Here is a 12292-nt window from a genome sequence, read left to right on the forward strand (position 1 = left end):
ACGTTCAACTCGACGGCTTCCCCTTCCGCTGCGCCAAAATTTCCGGGATGTGCAGCTCTCGCAATGCGGGCACGATTTCCTGCACGCTGTTTTTATTGAATTTTTTCAAAATGCTGTTGATTTGCGATTTGAGCGTCGAGGGCTCTACATGTCTCAGCTTGCATATCTCCTGGCGCGTATAATCCTTCATTAATAATTCCAGCACCTCAAGCTCCGTAGGCGTCAGCTGCGTCAAAATATAGAAGTTGTGCAGCAAGCTGTCTTCCGTCGTCTTGATCCGTTTGAACTCGCGCGTAATCTTGCCCGCGATATTGGCATGCAGGGACGGCCGGTCGTAATACGCATCCTTGACGGCCTCCAATACGGCGTCCGCCTGCATGTTCTTCAGCAAATAATTCGTGGCGCCAAGCTCGAAGGCGCGGAACACGGTATCGTCCGTTTCGCAGACGGTCAGCATCACGATCTTCACGTCGGGCATATAGTTCAGAATTTCGGACGTTGCCCGCAGCCCCGCCTGCTTATCCTCCAGCTCCACGTCCATCAATATAATATCCGGTTTGTTCAGCGCGGCCAGCATCGTGCCTTCGTAGCCGCTGGACGCTCTCCCCACGAATTCGATCTGCTCGTCTTTGGAGAGAATCATTTGGTACCGCTTCGCGATTAAGTGATCGTCCTCTACGATAAGAACCTTGATCTTCGGCTCGCTCATGCTGCTCATCTCCTTTCGCTCAAGTCCGTCGACAGCAGGGGCATGACAATGTGGAACGCGCTGCCTTCACCCTTCTTGCTCTCGGCGCTGATCCTGCCCCCATGCGTCGTAATGATCGTGTGACAGATGGATAGCCCCATGCCCCAGTTCGTCGCGGTCGGCTTCGAGGAATAGAACGGCTGGAAAATATGCGAGAGAGCCTCTTCCTCCATACCGATGCCGTTATCCCGAATAACTACCTCTACCCACTTGTTCTTCATGTTGACCTCAATGGTCAGCTGCCGTGATTTCTCCGGAACGAATTCAAGCGCATCGACGGCGTTCGAAATAATATTTTCAAGCGCTTGCGCGAAATAATAAGGGTCGGCCATAATGACCAGTTGCCGCGGCGGCATCACATAATGAACCTTGATCGACTTCAACTCCATGCTTTTATCGTCCAGAAGCTTGTGGAGCAGCTCATTCAGCATAACAGGCTGCAGTTCGATTTTGGCCTTCAGGTTTTTCTGATGGACAGCGTCGAGCCGATCATATACCTTCTTGCAGCGCTGTTCAATGATTCGAATCTCCTCGACGACCTCCGGCGACTTCTCGCACATGTTTTCCAAAAACTCCGTTTGCGCCATAATGGCAAGCAGTTCGTTCTTCATATAATGGCTGAACACGCGCGAGGTTAAGATGGCGGAATCGATATTATGCGAAATAACCGATTCTTGATTGCGAATGCTGTTCTGGATGCGCGCGTATTTGTAAATGCTGTACAAGCTGACGAACAGACAAACCCCCGCAATGTACGGCAGCATCGTATAAATAGAAGGATTGCCGACGAGGTTAATCGGCTTGAATCTTATAAAACGGGCGGCTTTGGATACTTTAATCAATATATCGGGCGCCCAATAATTCATGTAATAATACGTAATTTGAACCGAAAAGTAAGAAATTAAGATCATTAATATATTGCTTCGGATTTGACGAACCTTAGGCGCATCATACAAAGCGTAAACAAGCAGCACGACCCCCGCAACAATGTACAGCGTATTGACGACGAACGTAACCGTGTGGATGGATTCATACAGCGAGACGAACCCTTTCGCCGTCATGTAGTCCGGGTACATCCGATAGTACATATGCGCGTAGAAGATAGGATCGTACAGCACGATCTGAACGATGCAGGGAATGGCTAGCAGCGATAATAGCAAGGTTCTGCGCTTGGACGAGATGTTGAAAGCGAAATAAATGGCGGAGCACAGCCCCGTATACAGAAACATCATCGTAAACACGTTAAATACGCGAATGAGCGCGAAGCGCGAGATCGGCAGAAACATCAATTGATTTTGCAGCGACTGCCTGATCCCGAAATAATCGTCGAGGCTGAAGTAGTAGTAAGCATCCTTGGACATGTACGTAATGATGCAGGAAACGACGATCAAATAAGCAAACCCCATCAGCAGCATGAAGAGAGTCGCTTTCGTATATTTCTGCTGCGTTAGACAAAATACCGCTATCGCAATAAACAAGATAAACACGAAGAAAATGAACATACGCGACCTCCCTCCCTCTTTCCATGCAAATAAAATAGATTTTATTTGATCCGCACGCCGCTGCATAGGTTGAAGTTTTGTACAACTAGCCTAGCCCTATATCCCCGCGTAAAGAGCAATTATCCCCCTATAATCCCCTACCATTATCCAATTTACCCTATCTCGCCCCGTGAAAGCGATGATAAAACTTCAACCTTACGTTCACGGACGGTTGCCATTACGATGGAAGCACGACAAAGATACAGGAGGGGTTTTCATGAATAAACGTTTTAGATACCTCAGTATAACGCTTATGGCGGGGCTTGCGGCGACGATCGTAGGTTGCGGCTCGAACAACGCGAACGAACCAAGCAGCACGAACGGCAACGACAAGGTGGTATTGGATTATTACACTTGGACCGATGAAGAAGCCTATATGAAGAAGGTCGTTGAGGCGTTTAACGCCCAGAACAGCGACATCGAAGTGAAGATGAACACGATTAGCAACAACTCGAATGAGTATAACACCAAAATCATGACCAACCTATCGGGCGGCTCCAAAATGGACGTATACAGCATTAACGGCACGACGAGCCTAGGCACCTACTCTTCCAAAAACCAGCTTCTCGATATAACCGATCGAATCAAAGAAGCGAACCTGGACGTAGGCGCATACGGGCCAAGCTTCCAGGATATTACCGAGGTACTGACGAAAGGCAAGTATTACGCGCTTCCTTACCGCACATCGCAATATGCTTTGTTCTACAACAAAGCGATCTTCGACCGTGAAGGCATTAACTATCCTACGCAGCTGACATGGGACCAATATGCTGAGCTGGCGAAGGCTCTAACGAAGGGCGACGGGGCGAGCAAGCAATGGGGCGGCTACTATGCGGACTGGATGACCGCGCCGCTTGGCGCGCTTCAGAAGGGCACGACTATTCTTGACGACAGCTTGGACGATGTAGCGGACTGGTTCGATTATCTCGACCGCATCTACTACAAGGATCAATCGCATATGAGCTATAAGCAAATGAAGTCGCAGAGCACCGACTGGATCAAACAATTCGAAAGCGGCAATGTCGCGATGCTCGTCAACGGCGAATGGACGATTAATATGCTGAAAGCGGATATCGAAGCCGGCAAAACGAACATCGAATTCGATATGGCGCCGCTTCCGCTGCCTGACGGCACGAGCGATCCGATTACGGTCGGCGGCGTAAGCACATTTATGGGCATTAACCCTGACAGCAAAAACATCGATGCGGCGTTCAAATTCGTGCAGTTCGTAACGGGCGAAGCAGGGGAAGCGATCATTGCCGTATCCAGCGTGTTGCCGGCTTATGCCAGCGACAAAACGAAGGAATCATTCCTTAACGCAACCGGCATTAAAGGAAGCAGCTACTTCTTTGAAGCTAATACCGTTGTAGAAAATCAACCCATTGCTCAGATCGATGAGGTCAATCGCGTCTACAGCGAACAACGGGATCTCTATCTGTTCCAGGAGCTGGATGCCGCGAAAGCCATGAAGAACTTCATGGAACAACGCGCTTCCGTTCTTAAACCGTAACTATAGCTAAGCAGTCGGCTTCCGTTTCCTAGCGCGGAGGCCGATCTTGTTTCACGAGCTATACCATTCTAATCAGGAGGTTGTTTCTATGACGGACAAACGTCTTCTCAACTACAAGCCATACCTAACAGGGACGTTATTCATTTTACCGGCCTTCGTCTTATTTGCCGTATTCATTCTCGTTCCGTTAGTGTATGGCATCGTCATGAGCTTCACGGATTACGGGGGCTTCAATATTACGCCTAATTTCGTTGGTTTGGATAATTACACGAGGCTGCTGCAGGACGATTATTTCCGTGTTTCTCTGAAAAACAATTTTATATACACGCTATTATTCGTGCCATTAACGATGTTGCTGGCCTTGCTGTCGGCCATAGCGTTGAACGGCATTCTGCACCTGCGCAAATATTTACGCATGGCCTTTTATTTTCCGCAAATTACGTCGATGGTATCCGTCGCGATCGTCTGGGGACTGTTGTTCAACCCGATGTCCGGCCCAATCAATCATATGCTGGAAGCGATTGGCATATCGAATCCGCCGGAATGGCTCATGTCCTCGCAGTGGGCGCTGCTCGCAGTCGTCATTGTCGCGGTGTGGAAGAGCTTCGGCTACTATATGATTATTCTGCTCGCGGGCATTCAAGGCATTCCCGAGCATTTGTATGAATCAGCTAGACTGGACGGCGCAGGCAAGCTGCAGCAGTTTTTCTATATTACGCTGCCAAGCCTGTCGCCAACGTTATTTATGGTGTTAATCCTAACGATCATTAACTCTTTCCAAGTGTTCGATCTCGTATCCGTCATGACCGACGGCGGGCCGGGCCGTTCAACGAACGTATTGGTGTTCCGTATCTACCAAGAAGCGTTCATCAACTACAAGATGGGGTATGCCGCAGCGATGTCTACCGTCCTGTTCCTCATCATTATGGTCATATCGCTCATCCAATTTAGGCTCGAGAAAAAATGGGTGACTTACTAAGATGGGAGGTACGCATAATGGAAGCCGTCACTAAATCGAAGACTAGCAAGCTCTTGTATTATGTGCTGCTGCTTATTCTGGTTGCCTTCTCGGTCGCCACTCTCTTTCCGTTCTTATGGATGATCTCGACTTCGCTGCGCACGGATATCGATCTATTCCAAAACCCGAATAACTGGATTCCTTCGTCGTTATATCTGAACAACTTCCAAGAGGTATGGACGATCATTCCTTTCGGCAAATATTTCATGAACACCGTCATGCTGTCCGTCGTCATTACCGTACTTCAGGTGCTGATCTGCTCGATGGCCGCTTATGCGTTCGCCAAGCTTAAAGTGCCGTTCAAGAGTACGCTGTTCATCCTGTTTATGGCGAACTTGATGATGCCTTGGCACTCCATTATGGTTCCGCAGTTCGCCGTCGTCAGCAGCTTGGGGCTCTACAACACGCATGCCGGCTACATCTTGATTCAATTGTTCAGCGGATTCGGCATCTTCCTGATGCGCCAGTTTTTCATGAGCTTGCCCGGCGAGCTGAACGAAGCCGCTCGTGTCGACGGGTTTAGCGAGTGGAAAATATTTTGGCGGATCATCATGCCGCTGTCGGCCGCGAGCTTGTCCACGTTCTCGATCTTTACCTTTACGTTTATGTGGAACGACTATTTGGCGCCGATGATTTACCTGAACGACGAGTCGTTGAAGACGCTCCAGCTTGGCCTTCAGGCATTCCAAACCGAACACACGATGGACTATGGTTTGCTGATGGCAGGCACGGTGCTGGCCACCATTCCGATGGTTATCGTATTTCTGATCGGCGAGCGGTTCTTCATTCAAAGCGTGGCAACGACAGGCATGAAAAACTAACTTTTAGAGAAGAGGACTTCTATATGACTATTGCATTGGATCAATTCGTTCAAGTTCGCGGAGAGGATTTTACGGTGAACGGCGAGAAAATCGTATTTCGGGGCTTTGGCCTCGGCTCGTGGATGAACCTCGAGCATTTCATGATCGGCCTGCCCGGCACAGACACGATGATTAAGCAAGCCTTCGCGGACGTGTACGGCGAGGAACGAAGCACTGCTTTCTTCGACCGCTTCCTGCTGGAGTTCGTCGGCGAGAAGGACTTCGAATTTTTGAAGAAAATCGGCGTTAACCATCTGCGCATTCCGTTCAACTATAAATACTTCATCGATGACCAAAATCCCGGCGTCTACAAAAAAGAAGGTTTCGTCTACCTCGATCATATCATCGCTCTATGCGAGAAATACGAAATCTACGCGATGCTCGACCTGCACTCCGTTCCCGGCGGGCAAAATCCGGACTGGCATTGCGACACAAACTCGGGTCTGCCGCTGTTCTGGGAATACAGCGCGCTGCGCGATACGGTTATCGGGCTATGGGGTCATATCGCCGAATACTACAAGGAGCAGCCTTGGATTGCTGCTTACGATATCGTCAACGAGCCGTCTATGGTAACGAACGCGAAGGTGTTCAACGAGTTCTATGAGAAGGTTATTGCGGAAATTCGCAAATACGACAAGCATCATATTATTTTCATCGAGGGCAATGCGTTCACGACCGACTTCACGATGCTCGATCCGGTCGACGATCCGCAGGTCGCTTACGAGTTCCACTTCTACCCGTTCGTCGACGAGCCGGCTGTTCTGACGCCGGAGATGGACCGCGTTAGACGACGGGAGATTTTCAAGGAAGCGTTCGGGAAGCTGCTAAGCATCCGGGAGAAATACAAGCGTCCGCTCTGGTGCGGCGAGCTTGGCTTGGTGTTCGAGAAGGAGCAGATCGACTTCCAAATGACGATCATCGAGGATATGCTCGACCTTTGCGAAGCCAACGATGTCTCTTGGGCGCTATGGACGTACAAAGACGCCGCTACGATGGGAATTGTGTATCCGCGCGAAGACACGCCTTGGCGTCAATTGACCGAAGAGATCAAGCTGGTTTGGAATCAGCATAAGGAGCAAGAAAAAGGCGAGGCGCTGGTCGATTACATGGCGGCGACGTACTTCAAACCAATCTCGGCGGAAGAGCGATATCCGTTGCAGTTCCGGATGAGAACGCTTATGCAAGTCATAACCGTGGAACAAATCTTAAAGCCACATCTGCAGAAGCGTTCGTGGGAAGAGATGTACGAGCTGCCGGCATCGTTCCACTGGGAGCAATGCGAGCAATGGGACGAGCTTGCCGCTGTGGTCGAGAAGTATACGAAGTAAATAAGAAGAAGGTCATTCTTTGCATGGATGCAAGGGTTGACCTTCTTTGTTATTTTATCGAGTTAGCTATTTCAAGCAGTGTATGAACCGTTACTTTGTCTTCTACTCGGCTATCAATGGACAGGAGGTATTGCCATCCGTCCTTTTCAAATACGAGTATATTGAATCCTCTCTTGAACTTCGGAATGCGCATTTCCATATAGAGTGCCCGATTACCGTCCTGGAGTGTATAGCTTTGTTTTATTCTTCTCGATTTTTCAAAGTTGAATTTTTGCGAGCTTGGTCTTACATCAATCTTGTAATGATTTTCGCCTTTCTTTTCATGAAGATACTCGATACCCAATTCATCGTTTTTATGGTATTCCTTGTCGTTATAGCAGCTGCCAAAGTGATGGGTAAACGCGATCGGAGGCAATTTGTAGGGCAGTTTAAGTTCTTTATGATGAAGCATTTCGCATTCTTGCAATGCTTCTTCAACCGTTTTAAAGCCAATATCTAAAAATGGTTTCTCAAACGGAGGAACATCACCGCGCGGTTCTGCACCGACTGTATGGATCTGGATTACTATCACACCGCACACAAACAATAATCCCCTTATGAAAGCTCTGCACCTCATAGACGTTTCACCACCTTAACTTTTTACTGGTAGTGTACGCTATTAAGAAACGAGTTATTAATCCTATTAAGAATTCATTGCTGACGGCGCGTTTCCGCTGCAAGGCCGCAAGAGCAACGACGGTCCCCGAACAACATGCCGTAGCTGGACGGAAAAGCTTGATTCACGCGCTGAACCTCCTTCGCGAACTGCTGCTTCTCCAGCGGCAACGGGCTTAGCCGATCAGCCTGCTGTTGCGTATCAATGACCGCGCCCGGCGGAACGAACCGATTGTCTGCGACGCGGACACCGCCGGTTACGACGGCGTGATTGGAGACAAATACGCCGCTGCCCAGCTCCGCGTCAAATACGAGCGCATGGAAGCCGACGAACGATCCCGATCCAAGCCGTGCAGGTCCGTGGATGATCGCGCCATGTCCGCACGTAACCTCCGAATCAATATAGATTGAATAGCGACTGCCTCCGACCGTTACGTATTCATCCTTCAACCCGTGTAAAATAACGCCGTCCTGCAGATTCGTGCGATCGCCAATGTAGAACGGCGTCCCTTCGTCTGCGCGTATGCTTGCGCTAGGCGCCACGAATACCCCTTCCTTAATCGTCACGTCCCCGATTATGCTTACAAACGGACTAATGAACGCTTCCTTGCTTATGACAGGCACACGCGATTTCGGTACGGTAGGTGTAACCGGGTTCGGACTTATGAACCGAACGAACAGATTATACGGACCCTCCGGCTTCAGGAAATGAACCATCGTACGAAACCCTTTTCCCATACCTGTCATCTCCCCTACTCACTGACAGCAATAGTTAACTATATGAGTATCGAACGATAGATTTCCCTGTTCGAGGAAACAATTTGGCAGATATGACCGTCTGATTCCATATAACTGGAACTCATGCTACAATGAGTAATTCATGCGACGAAGATGTTCGCGTATTGTTTTTAACAAGAAAGGTAGTGTTTCACCATGTTAACCAAATGGCGGTCATTCACTAACTGCCACGCACTTGTCCTAATCGTATCGTTCGTCGTCATCATAAGCACGTACATTACATTCAGCCAAGGCCATGACATGTATCTCGGAAGCTTCACCGAATATAACAACGATGACGTAAAGTACATCCGCAGTGCAGAGACGCTTCTGCAGCATGGAATATTCACCTACCATGAACCGGACGTATCTACCGTATTCATCATGCCGGGTCTTCCGTTCGTTCTCGCCTTTTGTATGAAGCTGTTCGGATATTGGGGCGGTATACAAGCGTTCCGCGTCGTGCAAATATTGTTTTTGGCGGGCACGATCGTTCTATTCTATTTATTCAGCCGTCGTCTGCTTAATGAACGGTTCGGACTTATTGCAGCGCTCTTATTCGCGCTCTATATACCGAACTATGTCGCTGCCAACCTCATTCTTACGGAGGTGCTCGGCCAGTTCTTCCTTTGGCTGTTTCTTTATGCCGGCTACTTGGCGGTCACACGGCATAGCTTGCCGTTATTCGCATTAGCTGCTGCAAGCTTGAGCCTAGGCATCTATGAGCGACCTAACTTTGCCCTGCTTCCGCTCGTTTTCTTGGTGTACATGCTTATTCACGGCTACCGGGTGAAGCAGCTCATTAAGCCCGCCCTTGTCGTATCCGGCATCGTTCTGCTGTGCATGTCTCCCTGGTGGATCCGCAACGCGATTGTTTTCCATGAGTTTATTCCGCTCACGCTGTCATCGGGTAATCCTTCGCTGCTCGGCTCTCAGCTTGAATGGCAATACCCGCCGGGTGCAGTCGAGAAATTCAAGGACGACTTCGATAAGATCGCATCCGCGACCAATCGCATAGATTCGGATCGATTCCAGAAGGAGCTCGCCGTGAAAATTCGAAATTACGGCTTCCGAACACAGCCTTTGGCGTACCTTTGGCAATACACGGGGGATCGCGTCAATGATATGTTCAAAGTTCCTTATTACTGGAAAGAGATTTTCGGACTAAAGCCGCATTTCGTCAAGTCAACGCATTTCGTTATGATCGGCATAGGAATCTTAGGCTTTATTATGACGTTAATGATGAAGGTTCGACGCAAGGATTTGTCGCTCTTATGGTTAACGGCGCTTTATTTTATCGTAACGGCGCTTCCGTTCATCACCTTTTCGAGGTATGGGTATTTCCTCATGTCGTTCTTCATTATGTATGCCGCATTTGCCATTCATGCGTTCATACCGAAAGCGCAGCTGCACTCGAGTCGCGCCAAAAGCTCAAGCAGCTTGCACGGTTAAGCATACGAAGGTTGCCAATACCAATACCAACACCATACCGAAATAACTGGAATTACTCCTTTTATTTTCGGGACTGAAGGCCATTTCGAAGTAATAACCGGAAAAATTAACGCCAGAAAACGGAGCTATTTCATTCTCACGCCTAATAACTCTGAAATTAACGGGAGGAATTTCCGTTATTAATAACCCCACAAAAAAGAGGCTGCCCATAAGTACGCTTATGGAGCAGCCTCTCCCTTTAAACAACTTATTATTTTTTCAAATGATACGGAACGGTCGTTACGATCACGTCTTTGCGATGAAGCAGATTGGCTCGAATCATGAAGCTGGTCTGGTTGTGCAAAATATTATGCCAGCCCTTCTTCGGAATGAACTGCGGGATGACAACCGTCACCTGATAGTTCGACTCGCTTGCCTTACGCTGAACGGTATCGACGAACTTGAGCAGCGGATGGATGATCGTTCGATATGGCGAGTGGAGCGTCACCAACCGTACGTCCGGCATAAACTTCTCCCACTTCTCCTCGAATGCCGCTTCATCCTCCCGCTCGAAAGGAATGTACACCGCAATAATCTGCTCGGCCTTCAGCGACTTCGCGTAGTTGATCGAGTTCTCAACAACATGCGTAATGCCGGCTACCGGCAAAATAATAACGTTGCCCTCTATCGCAACTGGCGGCTCGCAGGTCGCCAGACGCAGCTGCTCTCCTACCGCTTCATAATGCTTCTTAATCCGCATGAACAAATAAATGATTAGCGGCAAGAATATAAGAATTGACCATACTTGCTCGAACTTCGTTAGGAAAAACATCATCGTGACAACGAAGCTAATGAGTGCGCCTGTCGCATTAATGATAAGCTTCGTTACCCAACCCTTCGGCTTCTCGCGAATCCACTTCACGATCATGCCCGTCTGCGACAGCGTGAACGGGATGAACACGCCTACCGCATATAGCGGGATGAGATGCTCCGTCTGCCCGTGGAACGTAATAATGAGGATGATGGACAGTACGCCCAAAATAATAATGCCGTTCGAGTAACCGAGCCGATCGCCCCTCACCGTGAACATGCGCGGAATGAACTTATCCTTCGCCAAATTCACCGCAAGCAGCGGGAAAGCCGAATAGCCCGTATTAGCCGCAAGAATGAGAATAAGTGCCGTCGTGCCTTGAATGAAATAATACATAATGTTGCGTCCGAACGTCTCTTCGGCGATCTGCGATACGACCGTCACTTCCACCTTTGGCGAAATCCCGTAATAATAGGCGAGCCATACGATACCGGAAAATAACACCGCGAGCAGCGCTCCCATCGCAACCAACGTCTTCGCCGCATTGTTCGGAGCAGGATCCTTGAAGTTAGGAATCGCGTTCGATATCGCCTCAACGCCCGTCAGTGCCGAGCTGCCCGATGCGAAAGCCCGCAGCAGCAAGAACAAGCTAATACCCGCAACCGGCGTGCCAAGCGGCGGATGCAGCTCCGGCGATACGTGACCGGTAGCGATGTTGTAGATACCGACGCCGATCATGATGAACAGCGCCAGCACGAATAAGTACACCGGATAAGAGAGAATCGAAGCCGATTCCGTCACGCCCCGCAAGTTCAATATCGTGATGAAGATGACGAAGATCACCGCGATCAGGACGGTGTATTCATGCAGGCTGGGAAAAGCCGACGTAATCGCGTCGGTTCCGGCCGATACGCTTACCGCAACGGTCAATATATAATCGACCAGCAGCGCGCCGCCTGATATGAGCCCCGGGAACAGGCCGAGATTTTGTTTCGATACAACATAAGCGCCGCCGCCATGCGGATAAGCGAAAATAATTTGCCGATACGATAAAATTAATGCCGTCAATAAAATCAATACGCCAATTGCAATCGGAACAGAATACCAGAACGCCGCTACGCCAATCGTCATTAGCACAAGCAGAATTTGTTCCGGACCGTAAGCAACCGAGGATAATGCGTCCGAAGACAGAATAGCGAGCGCCTTCGTCTTCGCGAGCTTCTGCTCGCCTAGCTCCTTCGACTTGAGCGGTCGACCGATTAATAATCTTTTGATTGAAGCTAACATGCTGTCACCGCCGTCAAAGAATGGTTTTCCTTAAAAAAGAGCACAACAAAAAAAGCCGCAGGGAAATCCCCGCGGCTATAAGACGAGCCGTAGTTGATTCACCTCTCCATACACGCTTACAAGGTTAGCTGACGGATTCGGGCGTTTAGAGTCGCCCTACCTCGAGCGCGCTCTCATGAAGACGGCGACTCTCGGATTCACCCCGGCGACGTAGCAAGCTTTCGCTTATGCTGCGCGTCGCGATTGGTTCCCCTGCTTTCCGCTTCGGGAGCGGAAACTCAGCGATCGTGAATATATATTTTAGTGCATTACGATCATAGTCCTCTG

Annotated in this window: 10 protein-coding genes and 1 riboswitch; of the genes, 5 read left to right on the top strand and 5 right to left on the bottom strand. The window is 49.3% G+C overall.

Translation table 11 applies throughout. The annotated features are described in order from the left end of the window. Positions 1-4: 4 nt before the first annotated feature. Together AC0YN0_RS17430 and AC0YN0_RS17435 are read right to left on the bottom strand one after the other, a co-directional pair. The gene (locus AC0YN0_RS17430; protein WP_475822386.1) at positions 5-709 is read right to left on the bottom strand and encodes a response regulator; all 705 of its coding nucleotides are present in this window, start codon (positions 707-709) and stop codon (positions 5-7) included. Between the two features lie 5 nt (positions 710-714). Further along, a complete protein-coding gene (locus AC0YN0_RS17435; protein ID WP_475822387.1) occupies positions 715-2250 on the bottom strand; it encodes a sensor histidine kinase in 1536 nt (511 codons plus the stop codon). A 256-nt stretch (positions 2251-2506) separates the two neighbouring features. Between AC0YN0_RS17435 and AC0YN0_RS17440 the strand changes: the two genes are divergently transcribed. From AC0YN0_RS17440 to AC0YN0_RS17455, 4 genes are all read left to right on the top strand, one after another. Beyond that, a complete protein-coding gene (locus AC0YN0_RS17440) occupies positions 2507-3799 on the top strand; it encodes an ABC transporter substrate-binding protein (RefSeq protein ID WP_475822388.1) in 1293 nt (430 codons plus the stop codon). A gap of 88 nt (positions 3800-3887) precedes the next feature. After that, positions 3888-4778, top strand: coding sequence for a carbohydrate ABC transporter permease (locus AC0YN0_RS17445; protein WP_475822389.1), 891 nt, complete (start codon positions 3888-3890; stop codon positions 4776-4778). A gap of 17 nt (positions 4779-4795) precedes the next feature. Next, complete coding sequence (locus tag AC0YN0_RS17450; RefSeq protein WP_475822390.1) at positions 4796-5638, top strand: carbohydrate ABC transporter permease; 843 nt, start codon at positions 4796-4798, stop codon at positions 5636-5638. A gap of 23 nt (positions 5639-5661) precedes the next feature. Beyond that, positions 5662-7005: a glycoside hydrolase family 5 protein gene (locus tag AC0YN0_RS17455; protein ID WP_475822391.1), complete on the top strand. Its 1344-nt coding sequence runs from the start codon at positions 5662-5664 to the stop codon at positions 7003-7005. 49 nt (positions 7006-7054) lie between these two features. On the opposite strand, the gene AC0YN0_RS17460 is transcribed toward AC0YN0_RS17455, so the two are convergent. Both AC0YN0_RS17460 and AC0YN0_RS17465 read right to left on the bottom strand, forming a co-directional pair. Next, positions 7055-7585 carry a hypothetical protein gene (locus tag AC0YN0_RS17460; RefSeq protein ID WP_475822392.1) on the bottom strand — a complete coding sequence of 177 codons (531 nt, stop codon included), beginning with the start codon at positions 7583-7585 and terminating at the stop codon, positions 7055-7057. Positions 7586-7695: 110 nt separating this feature from the next. After that, positions 7696-8397, bottom strand: coding sequence for an LbetaH domain-containing protein (locus AC0YN0_RS17465; protein WP_475822393.1), 702 nt, complete (start codon positions 8395-8397; stop codon positions 7696-7698). Between the two features lie 195 nt (positions 8398-8592). On the opposite strand from AC0YN0_RS17465, the gene AC0YN0_RS17470 reads away from it, so the two are divergent. After that, a complete protein-coding gene (locus AC0YN0_RS17470; RefSeq protein ID WP_475822394.1) occupies positions 8593-9888 on the top strand; it encodes a glycosyltransferase family 39 protein in 1296 nt (431 codons plus the stop codon). Positions 9889-10138: 250 nt separating this feature from the next. Here AC0YN0_RS17470 and AC0YN0_RS17475 read toward each other — a convergent pair whose 3' ends face one another. Next, positions 10139-11965: an APC family permease gene (locus AC0YN0_RS17475; RefSeq protein WP_442048415.1), complete on the bottom strand. Its 1827-nt coding sequence runs from the start codon at positions 11963-11965 to the stop codon at positions 10139-10141. Positions 11966-12062: 97 nt separating this feature from the next. Beyond that, positions 12063-12259, bottom strand: a riboswitch (cyclic di-AMP (ydaO/yuaA leader). Positions 12260-12292: the final 33 nt, after the last annotated feature.

This window comes from Paenibacillus sp. J22P218 (genome assembly GCF_056269195.1).

What these genes read in the sequence shown, in the direction of transcription:
- AC0YN0_RS17440 (WP_475822388.1), top strand. Translation starts at nt 2,507, where the DNA reads ATGAATAAACGTTTTAGATACCTCAGTATAACGCTTATGGCGGGGCTT.
- AC0YN0_RS17450 (WP_475822390.1), top strand. Translation starts at nt 4,796, where the DNA reads ATGGAAGCCGTCACTAAATCGAAGACTAGCAAGCTCTTGTATTATGTG.
- AC0YN0_RS17475 (WP_442048415.1), bottom strand. Translation starts at nt 11,965, where the DNA reads ATGTTAGCTTCAATCAAAAGATTATTAATCGGTCGACCGCTCAAGTCG.
- AC0YN0_RS17455 (WP_475822391.1), top strand. Translation starts at nt 5,662, where the DNA reads ATGACTATTGCATTGGATCAATTCGTTCAAGTTCGCGGAGAGGATTTT.
- AC0YN0_RS17470 (WP_475822394.1), top strand. Translation starts at nt 8,593, where the DNA reads ATGTTAACCAAATGGCGGTCATTCACTAACTGCCACGCACTTGTCCTA.
- AC0YN0_RS17465 (WP_475822393.1), bottom strand. Translation starts at nt 8,397, where the DNA reads ATGGGAAAAGGGTTTCGTACGATGGTTCATTTCCTGAAGCCGGAGGGT.
- AC0YN0_RS17445 (WP_475822389.1), top strand. Translation starts at nt 3,888, where the DNA reads ATGACGGACAAACGTCTTCTCAACTACAAGCCATACCTAACAGGGACG.
- AC0YN0_RS17435 (WP_475822387.1), bottom strand. Translation starts at nt 2,250, where the DNA reads ATGTTCATTTTCTTCGTGTTTATCTTGTTTATTGCGATAGCGGTATTT.
- AC0YN0_RS17430 (WP_475822386.1), bottom strand. Translation starts at nt 709, where the DNA reads ATGAGCGAGCCGAAGATCAAGGTTCTTATCGTAGAGGACGATCACTTA.